This is a genomic window from Sphingobacterium sp. GW821-FHT03E03 (assembly GCF_059420745.1).
This window is the reverse complement of the sequence record NZ_JBWKUH010000015.1, coordinates 22,261-40,214: the sequence shown is the minus strand read 5'-3', so window position 1 is coordinate 40,214 and position 17,954 is coordinate 22,261. Positions and strand designations below refer to the sequence as shown.

Genomic DNA, 17,954 nt, shown 5'->3' with positions numbered 1-17,954 from the left:
TATTTATTTTTTATTTACAAAACCTTGTGTTATTCGGTCCAGTATAATTGCCAAAATCACGACAGACAGACCGCTTTCAAATCCAAGGCCAATATCCAGGTTGTTTATTCCTTCGAGAACCCTTTCACCCAAGCCTCCTGCAGCAATCATCCCAGCGATAACAACCATTGACAACGATAACAATATCGTTTGATTGATCCCCGCAAGAATTGTTTTGGTCGCCAAAGGCAACTCCACCTTAAATAAAATCTGCCGATTGGTTGCTCCAAATGAACGGGCAGCCTCAACAATATCCTTCGGTACCCCATCAATACCCAGCGTGGTCAGGCGAACCGCCGGGGGCATTGCAAAAATGATCGTAGCAAAGGCACCGGGTACTTTTCCGATACTAAAAAACAGTACTGCTGGTATCAGATAGACAAAAGCAGGCATCGTCTGCATTAAATCCAATAAAGGCCGAATGATCTTTGCTGCAAATTTATTTTTGGCCGCCCATATCCCTATCGGTACAGAAATAAGTAATGCTGTCACCGTCGCGACCAGCACCAAAGCCAATGTCTCCATTGTTTCCGTCCAAAATCCCATCAGATAGATCAATGTCAATCCCAGGAATGTGGTCAGCGCAACGCCTTTACCGGATTTCCACCAGGCCAATGCTGTAAAAAGTGCGATCATCACGAAAAACGGAGTCGCGATCAATAACCATTCAAGACCAAGAATAGACGTATTTCCGGTATTTTTGATCAGGTCAAAAAATGGTTTCAGATTGTCTGTCAACCAATTGACAGCGATGGTTATATATTGTCCTATGTCGATTACTTTATTCATATCTATTGATTATTTGCTTGCTCTTTTAATTCTATGATTTCCTCTTCGTTGTATTTGGTCGCCTCAATAATTAATGAAGTCTGGGTTACGATTCCCAGTAAACGGTTGTGTTCATTGACCACAGCAATGGGCGATCGCACTTCTGATATCAGAGGTAACATTTCCTCCACAGTCACTTCTTTTGATACGGTAGGAACATTTGCGTGAATGATGGCCTCAACGGTCGGTTCTTTGCGTTTGGCCGACTGGATCACTTCATTAATATGGACAAAACCAAAAAAATGATCATGCACATCCACGACAGGTAATATATCTATACCTGAAGCACGCATTTTGCGCAGAGCACCCTCGGGACCATCTTTTTTGAATCGTACAACAGTCGGTTTTTCAAACATCAGGGAGCCTGCGGTAATAATTGCTTTCCGATCCACTTTTTCGACAAAAGCTTTTACATAATCACTTGCTGGGTTCGTCAGAATATCCTCTGCAGTACCAATCTGTTCAATTACCCCGTCCTTCATAATGACGATACGATCGCCCAATTTGATGGCTTCGTCGAGATCATGCGTAATAAAGACAATAGTTTTCTGTAGCGTGTCCTGCAGTTCAAGCAGCTGATCCTGCATTTCAGCTTTGATTAGCGGGTCCAGTGCCGAAAACGCTTCATCCATCAGTAACACTTCAGGATCATTGGCCAAAGCCCGAGCCAATCCTACGCGTTGCTGCATCCCGCCGGAAAGTTGAGCTGGCAGCTGCTGTTCAAAGCCGTTCAATCCAACAATATCAAGAGCCTTTTGTGCTTTTGCCTCACGTGATTCTTTGTCCTCACCTCTTATTTCCAATCCAAATGCAGCATTACTCAGTACAGTGTGGTGTGGCAGCAAGCCGAATTTTTGAAAGACCATACTCATTTCTGTCCTGCGCACTTCCAAAAGCTCTTTATTATTTTTCCCGGTAATATCTTCGTCATTGACAAATACCTTTCCTGAGGTAGGCTCATTCAATCGGTTTAAACAACGAAGTAAGGTCGATTTGCCGCTTCCCGAAAGCCCCATAATCACAAAAAACTCACCCTCATAGATTTCGAAATTTGCTTTGTTAATTCCTATTGTACAAGCCGTCTTTTCCAAGATTTCTTTCTTCGAAAACCCCTCGTCCAATAATTTCAAAGCTTGTTTTTTTTGTTTACCAAAAACAATGGTTAAATCTTCAACTTTTACCTTTACCTTTCTAGTTTTATCCATTCTTTAATTTTTTTAAACATAAATAAAACAAAAGAGCATGAGTAAACCACTAAGGCTGCACACCTACGTAGTTTTCATTCACATAAAATATCCCTACAGTTGAATTCGTTTGATCGAAATTTTAAACTTCAGTTCAATCTACTTATTAACTAACACGCTTTACTCTCGGTTCGATAAGAGCAACGATGAAAAAGAAACTAATCTTTTAAAGACGAGATGTGCTAAACACAACTCCAAAATATACTTCAACAAGTACAACGAACAACTTCGACTGTGCCTCAAAAAGGTTCCAGTCCTAGCGGAATAAACTCACGCCATTCTGTCTTTTGACAGCACAAAGGTACGAAAAATAAATTAAATGCCTTTTTAACCACATAGATATCTCACTGTAAGTATGTTATAAAAAACACCAAACAAAGTAAAAATAGGTGCTTGTAGACACTACCGCGGCAAACTTTCAGGACGTCGCATCCGATAGGAAGTTGCTGTGATGGCATGTAAAAATGCCTCGATATCTTTTATTTCCTCTTTACTAAGATTCAAAGGTTGCATTAAAGGGTCTGTAACCGGATAAAATGCATCTTTGGCCTTCTGTTCTGGCTTCGCGGAGTTCATCTGCATCCCACTGTTATACATGTTGAGCAATCCTGTCATATTCCAGAATAATCCATTGTGCATCCACGGATCAGTATTCATCACGTCTCGCAGTGAAGGTGTTCTAAAACGCCCTACATCAGCAGGATCTTTTGTAATCTCATACCTACCCAGGTCTTGATATTTACGCTTGTAATAAGTCAGTCCGATGTTATGATAAGCGTCGTCCGTAAAAAACTGACCATTGTGACAATTCATACATCTCGCTTTTGTACGGAAGAGATGTAGTCCACGTACCTCTTGCTCGGACAACACCTTATAATTACCATCCAAAAACTCATCAAAGCGACTACGTCTACTTGTTAAAGTCCGTTGAAAAGCACCTAAGGCCTTTAAAACCTCTGGCATGGAATAATCTTCCTCTCCAAAGGCTGCTAGAAACAGCTTGTTATAGGCCGGGATAGCTTTCAATTTTGGAATCAATTTGGTCAGATCCATGTCCATTTCATGATGAGCTTCAATAGGCCCCAAAGCCTGTTCTTCCAGCGACTTGGATCTTCCATCCCAAAACAATTCTTTCCGCGCATACACATTCAGTAGTGATGGTGTATTACGTGTCCCCTCCAAATGATCATTGCCAACCGGGACCGTCAATTTATCAGCCCATGATGTCTGGGGATTGTGACAGCTGCTACAGGAGATCTGATTGCTACCAGACAGAATCGGATCAAAGAAAAGATATTTTCCCAGCTTGACATCCGGCTTTTCCATCAAAGAAAAATAACTTGTATCAACCTTAGGCAATGATGTAAATTCCTTCCAGCTGACACCAACATCAATCGTAGGCTTAGGCCACTCGCTTATTGGTCTTCGATAAAGCAACTGCAGTTCTTCATACAGTGCTTTTTGTTGATCTTTCATGGAAAGTAAACCAACAAGTCCAATGATACTGACCAATACTGCAAAATGTTTTTTCATGATTAATATAACCTTAAATATGCTTAAAAAATACCTGTTGTTCCTTCAATGGGGTACACGATCGCATCAGAAAATATACGAAACACCCAATTTGCCTAAAAACCTATCTTTACCGGGTAAGCTTAACAAGTCATAATTCAATGACATCAGATCGCCCCGATGCTGATAATCTAACTGAAACTGCAGACTCCAGTCTGTTTTACCCCGATGAGTCACCCATACCCATGATGTTGCCCAAGTGTTACTTGAAGCGGTCTCATAGCGGTAATCCTGATAAAGAATCTGCTTCGCAAAATTGCCTGTATTCAAATCCGACACAATTAAATCATTCGCAGGAGACCATTGTCTGAGATAATGAACAGAACCCAATAGATCAGATCGCTCATTTACTCGAAATCTGCGATTTAGACCAATCCCTGCTTTGATCTGATCTACATCCATTGCATTACCAGTCACGCCATCTTTTTTTCTAAAATTTCGCACAGCTATACTCCCTTCGGTCTGAAACTGACGAAAACCAAACAGGCCCTTGATTTGCATCTGATTTTGCTGATAGGTATAATTATTTGATAAATAGGTATAATTAAAGTCTTTTCCTTCCTCAATCTGCCCAGTTAATGCCAGTTTCAATGATTTTTGGTTATGCATCTGGCGACTCCATAAAAAATCTATAGAGCTGATATCCTTCGTATAATCATTTAGCAATAAATAAGTCTGTTTAGAATTATCATTTCTTCGGAAAGACTGCTTTTCATTAATATATTGTCCATTTAGGTAGATCTTATCAGCTCCATTGGGTTTTAATAGCAGATGTCCGCCAATTCCTGCCCGATCGATGATATCATTGTAGTTGATCTCGCTTATCCTTTCGTGTGCATTTCCAAAACCGTTCATTATCCAATTAACATACAGGGGATCTTCGGTATTTTTGGTGTACTTTTCATTTTTATAGCCCACATTTACCCGTTCAGAACCGTAACCCCAAATACCCGAAAGGTGATAAGAAATTTTTGGGAGATTGTGCCCGACACTCAATTTAAACTGTAAATTCATATCTTTAATATCTCCTCTTGGATCATTATTGGAGTAATGAGAACCTAACCTATAATCAATCCCTAAGGAAATGGGCAGGCGATTATTTAGAAATGCATGCTGAATTCCAGCATCTAGTTTATATGTTTCCCGATTGTATTTATTTTTTTTTAGGGAGCCAAAATAAACTGGAGCGTCTTCATTCCATCTAGATTGATGGCGCATGGCAGTGCTATCCTCCGAACTGCGGTCGTAGGAAAATCGTCCCCAGAAATTAGTCTTTTGCCATTGTGTTTTCCCCTCCGTAAAAATATGGGTCTGTTTTAGTCCATTGGCCCCCTGAGCAGGCTGAAAACTTCCTCTGGCAACCGTCTGTTGAATCCCCAGTATAGAAGACTTATTCTTCATTTCTTCAGAAATCCATACCCTATTTCGAACAGCCATATCATGAGACATAATAGATGAAGGTTGGTACCAGTACAGTGTCGCTGTCAACGAATCCACCGTTGCACTGGATTTTATCTGTCCTTGCACAGCAATAGAGCTTAGGAAAAATACGGTAGCGGAAGCAATATATTGAATACTTTTCATCTATTTAATTGTTTTATTGATGACCTGTTGAGGTTATAAATGAGCGTTCAGATGGAAAATCATCTGGAACGGGTCATCAGCTAATATTTCAAATTCCATCTGCTTGACAGTAAGCAGATGGAATAGAATTACATTGCGCATCTTAATCCGCAAATCCGAATGGATTTGCTTTTATCACAACGAAATCCACCGTAGAATTATTCGTATCCTTCAACTTTCGGACACCATTCGTGGTTTTGTCGGTTCTGCGCATCACGGATTGCGATGAATAGCCACCGAGTGTAACGAATGTAAAACCTGCATCTAAGGCCGGAGGGAGTTTTTTAGGAATTCTATCATCTGTCGTATTGGGTTGTACATCTACGGCATCCATAATCCAATTGACAGGCAACTGTCTGTATTTTTTTACTGTAGAATTTGGTGGATTTATGGACGGTTCAGGGTAGCTAGGAAGGTTCGCTACTGCAGCACGATCAGCATGTTTAAATATCACGTAAGCATCCCGCCCTAAATTATCTAAAATCCAATCGTTGCCCACATAATCCAAAATTTGCACATTAGGTACCTTTGGGTTGTCAATATCAGACGCGAATGGTTTATTCCCTGGAATATCACCATAATATACTTCGAAGCTTGCGTTGCTCAGATCAACTGTTAATTCCGGTTTTTTAATGGTCACTTCTTTTCCGTTATTTCCGACAAAAGGCACTTTATGGTTTAAAGCATTCTGCGCAATCACAATACTTTTACCAGGTTCTACAGGATAACTTTTCCCATTTCCCGGAATCATAAACAGATCTCTTAAATAGACATAATCTGTATTCGCAGCTTCTCCGCCAGTCATACCCAATGATTTACTCCAATCCAATTGCCCATTGTTCTGATAGTAAACAGCTTCGTTTGTATTCCGCTGTCTTCCCCACAGACGGCCCAAATAAAGGCTATCAGCATATAAAACCCGGTCGGTATTATTATAAACTTCAAAAAACTGATCTCTATAAATAGCGCCTTCTTTATTGTCTGATCCGGCATAATAGATTTGTTTTATAACAAAGTTGCCCAGAAGACCAGCAATTAATTCAAGGTCTAAACTTGACGAACTGGTTAAGGTCACTTTTTTTATCGCCGCATTAAATGTAACATCCTCAAAAATTGCTTCCCCCGTTGAGTTAAAATATTGCTCTTTGGGAATTGTAATGGAAGCATCTATATCGTATTCGCCTGGCATAATGGATACCAGATTGACCACGCCTTGGGTCGGTGAATAGGTCATACTGGTCTTTGTCGACAGATTGGTCACTTTAACAACCACCTTGCTCAAATCTAACTTACCATTTAGCTCCGCAGATGCGTATTTCAAATTCAATTTAAGATCCAATGGCTGTACACCGGGTGTATTATCCTTTTTACAAGATATAAAAGGTAAAAATAAAAACGGAATCAAATAACGTGTTTTCATATTGTTTAGTTTTTGAGTTTTAGAATTTATATGTTAATTGTGCACCATAGTTTGGTGACGAATTGGGAGCCTTCACCCCAGTCGCCCCGGCTCTATAAAACCGTGGCTGATAATCCAGGAAATTATACACATTAAAAGAGAGATAGATATTCTTGCCTATCTCCTTGGCCATATTGAGATTAAAGTTCCAATACACATAATTATTATCGGCATTGACACGATCCGCATCGACTTTTCTTTTCTCATAGAGTTCGAGATGTTTTGGATTCGTTATATCAAATTGATCAATCTCATGATATTCATAGTCGCGGGTATAGTATCCTACGGGTATAATATCCCCATAGGCAGTTTTGCTATAATTATACAATTCACAGTCTGCACTTAATTCGATAATCAATCGCAGCGCCGGAAAATGTGTTGAGCTTCTGAGCTGTGCTCTGCTCAAATAACTTTTGGTAGACTTAGCCGGAAAAAAACCGATTACAATATCATCCAATGCTGTTTGTTCGGTATTAAACGGAGTACTATTTAACGTCGAAGAACTTGCATTAGCAAGCGTAAATGCAGCCGTTGCCGAAAAAGTTGTCATGAGAGACGGAATGCGCGGAGCTGAATACATGACCTCAAGGCCGAAGTTGGAGGAACTATTACTATTGTCAAAATATAGATTGGACAACAGATACCGCTTTGTTCCGGTCTCCGTGATAACTGGTTTGGCACCCGGAGCCGGGGTTGCCGAATATGTTGGTAAGTCTCTCCCTTCATAAGCAGTAGCAGTATTGATACTACGTGCGTTCTTTTTATAAAAAAGATTAGTCCGTAAATAATGACCATTTTTGTTCCAGGACAAGGAAGACTCTAAAGTCTGTCCCATACTGCTTTTCAGATTGCTATTGTCTTTTTCATACCTTCTCAGATAAATCAAGGCTGTACTCTCATCTTCTCGTCCATTATAAGCATTTAGCAAAATAATCTCATCAAATGTAGGTCCGGGGTATAGTTGGGCCAATCCGGGAGATTTAAAAGATAGACCATAAGCCAGTCCAATTTGGGTGGATTTGGAAAGCGCATAATTTATATTCGTTCGCGGGGAAAATGAAGAATGGCCATTCATGACGTCCCAGCGAAGCCCCGCTCTTATGGATAGGTCTTTATCAAATAATTTCATACGTGCAGCATCCTCAGCATAGAAACCGAAATTTTGTAGGGCATGTAGCAACGAGAAATCGTAATATCGATCTGATCTGCTTCCTAGGTCTTTTTTTGGCATAGAAGGATCCGCTAGACGGCCCCTACCTCGATTAATATCATAGCTATAATTTGCTCCAAAATTTATTTTGTGCGTAATAAGCCCTGTGATTGCGAAAGCGTTTGCTTCGAGCCGGCCATTTAAATTTATAGGTCTATTGTCCACAGCATCTACTGCCGTATACTGCCCTGGTGCATATTGTCCTTCCACAATACCTGTCTGGACAGAATCGGTATAGAGCACAACGGCATCATTATAATAATGTTCCCGGTAGGTATTCTGCTGGCTGGAACTTATACCTACATTAAAATTGATGTTTTTGAGAAATTCGTGATCCAATTTGTAACTCGTGCGGCTAGCGGCATTCCATCCCCAACCACCAAATGAAATGGCATTGGACTGCGGATCATCCGGATCCTTATTCACCCGGTCAATCACCTTATTATACGATCCCGAAAAAGTCTGTTTTAATCTTTTTTCAGCTCCAAAGTAATTTGTCCAGATCAATGTCCCATTAACACGGTCATATTGCTTCAATTTGTCCCTATTGTCCGCATAGGATTTAACATAACCTAAATCAGCGTTGATCGTCCCCAAATTCTTCCCTAGGCTCATACCTTTGGATAATCCATATGAGGTGGCATTACTACGGACCTGAAGCCGGAAAAAAGCAGGGGTCTTTCCTGCCTGCCTTTCAATGATAACAGCACCGTTGGATAAATCACCATAGCGTGCCGGGGCGACCCCCGATATTACCTCCAAACGCTCAATATTCTCTACAGGGATCTGACGCAGATCCACACCCCCAAAAACATTCTCCCCCGAATAGGATTTTGTCGTCCCCGGACGCCCCGTCAATCCATAATCTGAAGGTTTGATGGAGTTAGTTGCGCCTGACATTCCAAATATACCGGGGTTACGTCCTTGCATATTCCCATTATTTCCAAGGGTAATATCATCCATGACGATGGCAACACCAAAAGCATTATTGAGTTCGTCTGCATTCCGTGTGCCGCCAGTAGTTTCTTCAAAGGCTCCACGCAGTGTCAACATTTGCATATCTTGCACGGAAGGAGCTGTATTTTTGCGGTTAGGAAGGCGGTTCAACAAGTCATTTACACTGAGAGCGGGATATCTTTCGATCATTTCTCGGTCAAATACTAAGGAGGAATTACTTAGTTCTCCCTTTTTCGCCTGTACAGCCACCTCATCGAGCGCTAGACTCATATCCTGCAAGACAAAATTCTCAACCTTTTTTACTGAATCCAATAAAATTGTCCGCTCTATCCCCTTTTTCCCTAAATAAGAGACTGATAAAATAATCGATTTGCCAAATTGCTCGGTCGGAATTTTTAGACTATACTCGCCTCGATTATTGGTGATACTAGACAGATCCAGTTGATTCAGCATTACAGTGCTTCCTGATAATAACGTCTTCCTATTATCGGTAACTTTTCCCTGAATTAACACGGATTGCCCATATACATCCATAACGAGACAAAGTGAGGCAAAAATAGTCCAATATTCTTTTTTCATAAGTACGAACAAAAACGCATCTAGAAATACGTTTGTTTAAAATCATTCTAAACAATTGCAAATATAGGCGATTTAAAAGCACTTATTAAAATTATTTTTAATAAATCTAAATTATATACAGCAATATAGCTCAATCAATAAATAAAAAAACGCACAAAAACGAATACAAATGCTACCTGAACAATTTAATAATAGATTATAAATGGGGTAATCTACGGGCTGGTAAAAGCGGAAAAAACATTGTGTTGATGCCTGGCTTTCGTGGATAAATAGCAAGCCCAGAACAGTAGGTAAAAGGACGGCTTATTTTTGAAAACATGGACTACTCGTCAGGGCTTTTTGAACAAAACAGACTATCCCGCAATCCATATTGTGAACACAACGATTTAGCCTTATCTGTAAAAGCTTGACGATAGTAAACTGGTAATTTACCATCTGCGCCAAATAAACGCTGATACTTTTGTATTAGATGCGGATAATGCTTTTCAATAGCACGCATGACCAAGGCTCTATTATCCGCTGGATCACTCCCATATAAAGCAAGGGTGGCAGGAAAAATATAGCTGGCACCAATAGCCTGAAAAGTCTGAAATAGCAGTTCCAGGCTCGCTCCAGTATCCGATATATAGGGCAACAGTGGCATCAGACTGACTCCACTATGGAGTCCGTGTTCACGCGCTTGCCTTAATGCTTCCAATCGTAGTGAGGGCAATGGGGCTCCGGGCTCAAAAATCCGGGCGACACGATCATCTATAGTCGAAAATGAAAAAGTAACAAAAGCCTTATGTCCTAATCTCGACTGAAGATCTTCAGGAAGTATTGCTTCTGCATCAATCCGTTTCAACAAATCAAAATCTCGGGTGACTAAGTTCGATTTCGTAATAATATGCACCGGAAAACGATAGTGTAGGATGACTTCCAATGACTGTCTGGTGAGCAATTCAGTATGTTCCATTTGCAGATAAGGATCTGTTACAGAAGAAAGGACAATAATTCCATATTGTTTTTTACGCGCACGTAATGCCAGCTGCTTTTCCAGCAATTCGACAGCATTGCCCTTCATACTCAGCTTTTCAGCCATGTTGAGTCCGTACTTACTTCCCCGGATATAACAATACAAACAATTAAAAGAGCAACCACTGTAGGGATTCAACGTATAATCATCAAGAAACCAAGGATCTCTTCGTTTTGTCTTATTGAGGATAGATTTCGCAATTATACGATGCATAATAGCCTATTCATTTTAAAACGTTCTACCCATACCTCTTGATGCAGGCCACACTTCCTTAAAACCATATTGCGCATAGAGCTGGAAAGCAGGACCATCAGCGATCAAACTGACATAGCAGCTATCTGGCAGGTTCGAATTCATGTATTCATCAAGTTTCTGCATAATCAGTTTTCCAAGCCCTTTTTTCTGATGTTCGGGGAGCACACAGATGTCAACGACCTGGCAATGGCAAGCACCATCGCCAACGATCCTACCCATACCTACTATTTCATTGTCGTTGCCCCCATCCAAAATAGCCACACAGCATAAGGAATTTTCCATCCCTAGACGTGCAGCTTCGTCCGTTTTTGGAGATAACCCGGACTGTTGTCTTAAAAATTGATAGCGTTTATAATCTATCTTCTGATATACGGCTTGATAATGCATAGTAAAATGATGAGTTTATTATTTATGAAATTATTCATAATAATACATTTTTCAAAACCGCATTGATTATACACTAACGAAAAATACATAAATAATTATTGGCAAATATGAATTTCAGTCATGGATCAATGGGCTATATATCTATAAATTACTTCAACTGACTTGTTTTCGTTGTATCTTAACAACCAGAAAAATCATCTCAAAAGAACTAATGCATTAAAAAAATCTCTTTATTCATCGGATAATCGCAAATATTTAATTTTCAATGCATAATAAATATTTTTCATTACCTTTATAGCATTGAAACAAAACTCAACACCAGCCATGTTTATCGGCGCTGTCAAATGGTTCGACAATAACAAAGGATTTGGTACCCTTGCGTTACCTTCCGGAGAAGAACTCTTTGTGCATATACGCAGGTTTAAAATCCCTCCAGAGCATATTATCCAGCCTGGTGAGGTAATTGTCGGAGACAAGAAATCGGATCCCAAGCGGAACGGTTACTTAGCCCACAACTGTAAAATCCTCAAAAGGCCTGAAGATTGGAAATTCGTTATCTCCCTTCTGGACAAGGATCATACCGTACTCATCCCCGATAACCACGGCCACGAGCAAAAGCACAACCTCACCTCATTAGCAGCAAGACAATTACTACGAACCCAGGGCAAAGACAATGTAGTTTCTATGTTGACTTCTCACTTTGATTTCCGGTTCGACTGTTCCATTTTCTTGGCTTATGCCGAACTACTTGACAAAAGCATTTCGGGCACCTTCGAAAAAGAAACGGCAACTGAGCTTCTCTCTCAGGTATTTAAATACTTCGGAAACCATGTCTCACATCAGATTCTATTTCGGGTATGGAAAGAAAGAATGTTCAGATATATCGGCTATCCTGCTGATGGTGACTATGAGATTCCTGAAGAAGTGCTGAATCTAAACGCAACGGAGATCAATTATGATGATTTAGCAAGAATCAGGGACTACAGTTTTGGTAAATCCTTCTGTAACGAATTTGTAGAGGCTTTATTTGATGATATAGAAACAATGGACAAAGGGGATATCGAGCCTCTGATCCCCTATATCGATTTCCTTGAAAACGAAGACTCTATTGAGAAAATTAATCTGATTATGCAGTAAGATAAATTAGCGCAGCATAGGGGCTCGATAATAGAAGAAATCCGCGAAAACTTACAGAAGAATTAAATCAAGAAGAAAATAAATAAAACAACAGCCTTTCAAATATTAAGATAAACAGGTAATTTGGTTAGAACAAAGCAACATTAACACGAATAAAGCCACAAGATTAACTAAATTATTATAATGCAAGAATTGTTTTATACATTACTATTTCGACAGCTATCCGATTATTTCTATTTAATAGACTCTTTCCGTAACGACGATGATTTTATAGCAACCTTGCTCCTCATGGGCTCACTTGTCTTTCTGGCACTCGCGGTGATAAGCATCCTTCTTGGCTTACTTTTTATCGTCACAATCATCCTACTCATTAGTGCCGGCATTATTTCAACATCTGTTATCGTCGGATTACAACAGCGGTCAATAACCAAAGGTTTCAAAACCCTATTTCTTTCCTCAGCCATATTGGGCAGTAGCATTGTTTCCGTTATATTTTGCATTTTCCTAAATGCAGTTTATGACTGGAGCAGCAATAACATGGCTATGCTAATCGGCCTCGTCCTAGGGATTATTTTGGGTACAGGCCTAGGCTTACTTGCCTTTAAAGCGATGGCCGGACTAATCCGGTTTTTGACGAGTAAGTACCAAAAGTAATACCCATCTTCGCAAATCCCCCCTTTCCTATTCCACATATTTAAACCGAAGCGCAGTCAGACTCGCTTTATCACCATCACCTTCGATCAACGAAACAGTTATTTTATATCGTCCGGCATTTTCAAATTTCATCCAGCCCCAAGGATACCAGTTATAGACATGGGCCGACTCTTGTTGGTTTTGAACAACCTCGCCCGCTGAGTTTTCAATACGCCATACCATCCTTCCTTCGCCTGCATAATTCATATCTACCTGATAATAACCAGGCTTTTTGACAGCTATTTCATAGGAGAACTTACTTTTTTCTGTCCATTTACTGACCTGAACAACATGTTTCCATTCGCCAAATTTCTCCATCCAGGATTTCCCTTCTTTAGTACAGCTCTCCACCTCTCCAAAATCAACTGGGATAATCGTTTCCAGAACCGGATCAACCCCCAGCATTTTTTCGACGTGAGGTGTACCGTTTAACTTAACCTCGATGACAGATACCTTCTTTTCGGGAGCAACTTTCGGAATATCAATTTTAAGCCAGCCCTTTTCAAGTGTATAATTCAATTTTCCTTGATCTTTCGAGCCCCGGAGTTTAATGGACTGAATCCCTGTGATCAACCCCGGAACATATAAGGCTCCATCAGTAGGCCAATGATAGACCAGTAAGGAAATACGATCCCCCTGCACGGTGGCATCGCCCCAAGGTAGCGCATGTCCCCAGGGTGATGCTTGCGCGCCATAAACCGTTTCGGGATAACGCTTGATCCAAGCACCGGCATTGCGCAGAGCCAAACCTGCCTGATCCGGAATAGAACCATCCGGTTTAGGTCCCACATTCAGCATATATGTTCCCCCACGTGCGACAGTTGATAGTGTACGTTGCAATATCTCCTGACTACTCTTCCAATTATTGTCATACCAAGCATAGCCCCAGGAATCATTGGTCACATCCACAGTTTCCCAAATGCCATCCACATTCTCCCGAGACACTTCCATGTCACCAAGAGTAGAATAATCTCCGAGCCCATGCCCCACCCTTCCTGACACATAGGCTCCCGGTTGATTTTTATGTACCAGTTCAACTAGCTTCTGTGCGTATTTTTTATCCATTCCACCCGGCGTATCAAACCATACCAGTTCTATAGGACCATAGCCTGTTGTAATTTGCTGCACTTCGGGATAGCATTTCTCCCAAAAGTAATCGTCAAAAGATTTCATTTTCCCCTGCGCATCCACCTTGGGTCCACCGTTTCCACCGGGATAAGTCCAATCCTGATTTTGAGAATAATAAAATCCAAAACCGATGCCACCTTCTTTACATGCTTTAGCCAATTCGATCATAGGATCACGTTTAAAATCCGTCGCATCGACAATATTGAATGGATTTACTTTCGAATGAAACATCGAAAATCCGTCATGGTGTTTACTGGTAATAACGATATAACGCATTCCAGCATCTTTTGCCAGCTTTACGATCGCTTTGGCATCAAAGTGATCCGGATGAAAGGAAGATGCTACCAACTTATATTCTACGGGTGGAATATTCGCCATGCTCTTGTTCATAAGCCATTCTCCTATTCCATAATAGGTTTTTCCCTGCCATTTATTTGCTAGTTGGGAATAGATCCCCCAATGAATAAATAGGGCATACTTCCCCTCTCGAAACAGCTTTCCCCTATCTTTTGAAACAGTATTTTTCCCTCCAGCGCCATCCCACATCTCTTCCATTCGTTGCGCCAGGGCCCCTTGTGTACACAATATGCTGATCACTGTCCCCCATACAATCTTTTTAAAACTCATCTATAAAAACTTTTGATACATCTAGGTACAACATTATACCTTAGGCATACTATACCCATTTTGATAACTTTTAGCCAAGTAGCGATCTGCCTCCCTATCATTGAAAGTTCGCTTATTTTTATCCCAAAACAATTTTTTCTTGCTGCGATAAGCAATATTCCCCATTTGTGAGAAAATGGCAATATGGGCACCCGCTTCGATCGGCGCATGAAGTCCTTCACTGGATTTATTTCGAACTGCCGTTATAAAATTGACCATATGTTTATCGAGCCCATTATCTTTTGAAGGTTGAAAAGCAACAGCTTCCATACGTCCTTTTTCAGGAATAACCTCCCAGCCTTCACGATTAACGACCAACGTACCGTTGTTACCGATAAAAGCGACACCATGTGTTTTTTGATAGGGGCCAAGATCTATTCCTGTTGCCTGCTCCCATTGGACATTGAATCCATCAAACTCATACACTGTTGTTAAACTATCCGGTGTTTCGGCTGCATCATCGGGATAAGCAAACTTCCCTCCGGCAGCCATAACGGATACCGGATCAGAAACCTTCATCCCAATCAAAGCATAATCCAACATATGGACTCCCCAATCCGTCATCAAGCCGCCCGCATAGTCCCAATACCACCTAAAATTGAAATGAAAACGATTGGGGTTGAAAGCCCGTTTTGGAGCAGGTCCCAGCCACTTATCATAATGAACACCTGCAGGAACGGCAGCATCTGCCAACACAGGAATACTCTTCATCCAACCTTGATAAGCCCAAGCTTTGACCAAACGGATTTTACCCAGTTTTCCACCATGTACAAATGCCATTGCATCTCTGAAATGCTGTTGACTACGTTGCCATTGCCCCACCTGTACAACACGGTTATATTTTTTCGCAGCGGCAACCATGACTTCACATTCCCGAATGGAATTTCCAATAGGTTTTTCAACATATACATCCTTGCCTGCTGCAACAGCATCTACCATCTGTAGGCAATGCCAATGGTCTGGGGTGGCTATGATAACAACATCCACATCTGTTGCTTTGAGCAAATCTTTATAATCAATATAGGTTTTGACTGTAATATTCCGTTTTTTTAATTCCCCCACTCGGCTGCTGAGTATATTTTCATCTACATCACAAAGTGCTGTACATTGGACACCGGGGATTTTCAATATCGCATTTAGATTGGACCAGCCCATACCGTTTACACCAATCAGTCCAACACGGATAAGTTCTGATTGAAAACCGAAAACACTTGTATTGGCAAATAGTGTTGAGGCAGTAAGAATCCCTGCATTACGGATAAAATCTTTTCTTTTCATTGCTTAGTTTGGTTGATTTTGCTCTACTATCTTTTTAGCAAAGACGATTCATGCAGCACTTTCCCTAGAAATAACTAATATAAGATTTAATCTTGAAGATTAGGAAAAATACGATAATCCTTATTTCATCTTTTAAGGTTTTGGTAGCATTAACGAGAAATTATTGGGTTATGGGCGATGGGCTTTACCTGCAATATGTTTTCCCGCTTTCATCCCAGAAAAAATACAACCACCCAAAAATGTCCCTTCCAGGGCTCTGTATCCGTGCATACCACCGCCTCCAAAACCTGCCACCTCACCAACGGCATACAATCCTTCGATAGTATCATCGTTTATCGTCAAGACCTGTGCGTCAAGATTGGTTTTAAGCCCACCCAATGTCTTACGCGTCAATACATGGAGCCGTACGGCAATCAAAGGTCCATTCTTTGGGTCCAATATCTTATGCGGAGGTGAAACCCGGCCTAATCTATCGCCAAGATAGTTCCGCGTACTACGGATATAATTGACCTGCGTATCTTTGGAGAATTTGTTATCCAATTCCCGATCTCTTGCTAAGATCAGTGATTCAATAGATTCATAATTTAACAGCTCATCTCCAGACAGGAGGTTCATCTTACGTATCAATTCCGATAATGTATCTGAAACGATAAAATCTACTCCATTCTCCTTAAATGCTTCAACTGGGCCGGGGGCCTTTTTACCAAAAATTCGTTTGAGGAAGAGTTTATAATCCCTGTTGGTGATATCTGGGTTTTGTTCGGATCCAGAAAGTGCAAATTCTTTTTTTATGATCTTTTGTGTGAGAATAAACCAGGAATATGAATAGCCACTATCTTGTATATGTTTTAGGGTACCCAAGGTATCAAATCCCGGTAAGAATGGTGCTGGAAGTCTATTTCCTTTTGCATCAAACCAAAGTGAGGAGGGCCCCGGAAGGATACGGATACCATGATTGGGCCAAATCGGATTCCAGTTCTGAATACCCTCTGTATAATGCCACATACGGTCTTTATTGATCGTGTGTGCTCCGACTTCTTCGGCTATACCGATCATCTTTCCATCTACATAGGCCGGAACCCCTGAGATCATATGTATCGGCGCTTTTCCCAATCGTTCAGGCCAATTCTTCCGGACTAGCTCGTGGTTGGCTCCAAGCCCCCCTGAAGCAATGATAACATCTGGAGCATAGTATTCAAATGTATCGATGACGTTTCTATTGGTCGCTACCCCTCTTTGCTTATCATCAGCTTCTAAAATATCGCCGGATACTCCAGTTACAGTGTTATTTTCCGTTATTAGCTTCGTCACGCGATGCCTAAATTTAAATTGCAATAGTCCGCTTTTTTCGGCAGCATAAGCTTTTTCTACAAATGGCCTGACCACCCCTGTTCCAGTTCCCCAACTCACATGGAATCTGGGAACCGAATTGCCATGACCAGAAGCACTGCCATCTCCGCGCTCGGCCCAGCCTACCATAAACATGAATTTAATCCCCAGCTTGGTTACATAGGCGTATTTCTCACTGGCAGCAAATTTCAAATAGGCCTCTGCCCATTGACGGGGCCAATAATCTTCCGTTCGATCAAATCCTGCGGTCCCTAACCAGTCTTGCTGTGCCATTTCCAGGGAGTCTTTGATTCCCATGCGGCGTTGCTGTGGTGAATTGATAAGAAATAGACCTCCAAATGACCAAAAGGCCTGTCCACCAATATTTTCTTCCGTTTCCTGATCCAATAAAAGCACCTTCTTCCCCACATTGGTAATTTCCATTGCTGCTGTTAATCCCGCCAGACCGGTCCCAATAATGATGGCGTCAGGTTTAAATTGTTCTTCTATCCGCATACTGTTTATATCAATGGGTTCGATTTTCTTTACGGCTTC

At 41.0% G+C, this 17,954-nt stretch carries 13 protein-coding genes; 2 read left to right on the top strand and 11 right to left on the bottom strand.

Features of this window, described 5'->3' with window-relative positions; genetic code table 11:
* Positions 1–3 precede the first annotated feature (3 nt).
* The 8 genes from AC07UV_RS16530 to AC07UV_RS16495 all read right to left on the bottom strand — a co-directional run bounded on the left by AC07UV_RS16530 (position 4) and on the right by AC07UV_RS16495 (position 11,168).
* Entirely contained in the window at positions 4–828 is an 825-nt protein-coding gene (locus tag AC07UV_RS16530; RefSeq protein WP_495184547.1) for an ABC transporter permease, read from the bottom strand.
* Positions 829–830: 2 nt separating this feature from the next.
* Positions 831–2,072, bottom strand: coding sequence for a quaternary amine ABC transporter ATP-binding protein (locus AC07UV_RS16525; RefSeq protein WP_282255621.1), 1,242 nt, complete (start codon positions 2,070–2,072; stop codon positions 831–833).
* Between the two features lie 441 nt (positions 2,073–2,513).
* The gene (locus tag AC07UV_RS16520) at positions 2,514–3,644 is read right to left on the bottom strand and encodes a cytochrome-c peroxidase (RefSeq protein WP_495184546.1); all 1,131 of its coding nucleotides are present in this window, start codon (positions 3,642–3,644) and stop codon (positions 2,514–2,516) included.
* A 66-nt stretch (positions 3,645–3,710) separates the two neighbouring features.
* Entirely contained in the window at positions 3,711–5,267 is a 1,557-nt protein-coding gene (locus AC07UV_RS16515; protein ID WP_495184545.1) for a DUF6850 family outer membrane beta-barrel protein, read from the bottom strand.
* A 142-nt stretch (positions 5,268–5,409) separates the two neighbouring features.
* Positions 5,410–6,726 carry a DUF4876 domain-containing protein gene (locus AC07UV_RS16510; RefSeq protein WP_495184544.1) on the bottom strand — a complete coding sequence of 439 codons (1,317 nt, stop codon included), beginning with the start codon at positions 6,724–6,726 and terminating at the stop codon, positions 5,410–5,412.
* 19 nt (positions 6,727–6,745) lie between these two features.
* On the bottom strand, positions 6,746–9,511 hold the full coding sequence (locus tag AC07UV_RS16505) for a TonB-dependent receptor (protein WP_495184543.1): 2,766 nt from the start codon (positions 9,509–9,511) through the stop codon (positions 6,746–6,748).
* Positions 9,512–9,833: 322 nt separating this feature from the next.
* A complete protein-coding gene (locus AC07UV_RS16500; RefSeq protein ID WP_495184542.1) occupies positions 9,834–10,739 on the bottom strand; it encodes an SPL family radical SAM protein in 906 nt (301 codons plus the stop codon).
* 15 nt (positions 10,740–10,754) lie between these two features.
* On the bottom strand, positions 10,755–11,168 hold the full coding sequence (locus tag AC07UV_RS16495) for a GNAT family N-acetyltransferase (RefSeq protein WP_495184541.1): 414 nt from the start codon (positions 11,166–11,168) through the stop codon (positions 10,755–10,757).
* Positions 11,169–11,468: 300 nt separating this feature from the next.
* Between AC07UV_RS16495 and AC07UV_RS16490 the strand changes: the two genes are divergently transcribed.
* Positions 11,469–12,305 carry a cold-shock protein gene (locus AC07UV_RS16490; RefSeq protein ID WP_282255633.1) on the top strand — a complete coding sequence of 279 codons (837 nt, stop codon included), beginning with the start codon at positions 11,469–11,471 and terminating at the stop codon, positions 12,303–12,305.
* Between the two features lie 183 nt (positions 12,306–12,488).
* Complete coding sequence (locus AC07UV_RS16485; protein ID WP_495184540.1) at positions 12,489–12,959, top strand: hypothetical protein; 471 nt, start codon at positions 12,489–12,491, stop codon at positions 12,957–12,959.
* Positions 12,960–12,986: 27 nt separating this feature from the next.
* Here AC07UV_RS16485 and AC07UV_RS16480 read toward each other — a convergent pair whose 3' ends face one another.
* The 3 genes from AC07UV_RS16480 to AC07UV_RS16470 form a co-directional block, all read right to left on the bottom strand.
* Positions 12,987–14,753 (bottom strand): alpha-L-fucosidase, encoded by a 1,767-nt coding sequence (locus AC07UV_RS16480; RefSeq protein WP_495184539.1) that lies wholly within the window; start codon positions 14,751–14,753, stop codon positions 12,987–12,989.
* Between the two features lie 33 nt (positions 14,754–14,786).
* Complete coding sequence (locus AC07UV_RS16475; RefSeq protein ID WP_495184538.1) at positions 14,787–16,070, bottom strand: Gfo/Idh/MocA family protein; 1,284 nt, start codon at positions 16,068–16,070, stop codon at positions 14,787–14,789.
* 168 nt (positions 16,071–16,238) lie between these two features.
* Complete coding sequence (locus AC07UV_RS16470; RefSeq protein WP_495184537.1) at positions 16,239–17,915, bottom strand: FAD-binding dehydrogenase; 1,677 nt, start codon at positions 17,913–17,915, stop codon at positions 16,239–16,241.
* Positions 17,916–17,954 lie beyond the last annotated feature (39 nt).

Bases quoted from the DNA above. Each gene is read 5' to 3' on its own strand.
- AC07UV_RS16500 (WP_495184542.1), bottom strand. From the start codon at position 10,739: ATGCATCGTATAATTGCGAAATCTATCCTCAATAAGACAAAACGAAGA.
- AC07UV_RS16530 (WP_495184547.1), bottom strand. From the start codon at position 828: ATGAATAAAGTAATCGACATAGGACAATATATAACCATCGCTGTCAAT.
- AC07UV_RS16510 (WP_495184544.1), bottom strand. From the start codon at position 6,726: ATGAAAACACGTTATTTGATTCCGTTTTTATTTTTACCTTTTATATCT.
- AC07UV_RS16485 (WP_495184540.1), top strand. From the start codon at position 12,489: ATGCAAGAATTGTTTTATACATTACTATTTCGACAGCTATCCGATTAT.
- AC07UV_RS16480 (WP_495184539.1), bottom strand. From the start codon at position 14,753: ATGAGTTTTAAAAAGATTGTATGGGGGACAGTGATCAGCATATTGTGT.
- AC07UV_RS16520 (WP_495184546.1), bottom strand. From the start codon at position 3,644: ATGAAAAAACATTTTGCAGTATTGGTCAGTATCATTGGACTTGTTGGT.
- AC07UV_RS16495 (WP_495184541.1), bottom strand. From the start codon at position 11,168: ATGCATTATCAAGCCGTATATCAGAAGATAGATTATAAACGCTATCAA.
- AC07UV_RS16505 (WP_495184543.1), bottom strand. From the start codon at position 9,511: ATGAAAAAAGAATATTGGACTATTTTTGCCTCACTTTGTCTCGTTATG.
- AC07UV_RS16475 (WP_495184538.1), bottom strand. From the start codon at position 16,070: ATGAAAAGAAAAGATTTTATCCGTAATGCAGGGATTCTTACTGCCTCA.
- AC07UV_RS16515 (WP_495184545.1), bottom strand. From the start codon at position 5,267: ATGAAAAGTATTCAATATATTGCTTCCGCTACCGTATTTTTCCTAAGC.
- AC07UV_RS16525 (WP_282255621.1), bottom strand. From the start codon at position 2,072: ATGGATAAAACTAGAAAGGTAAAGGTAAAAGTTGAAGATTTAACCATT.
- AC07UV_RS16470 (WP_495184537.1), bottom strand. From the start codon at position 17,915: ATGCGGATAGAAGAACAATTTAAACCTGACGCCATCATTATTGGGACC.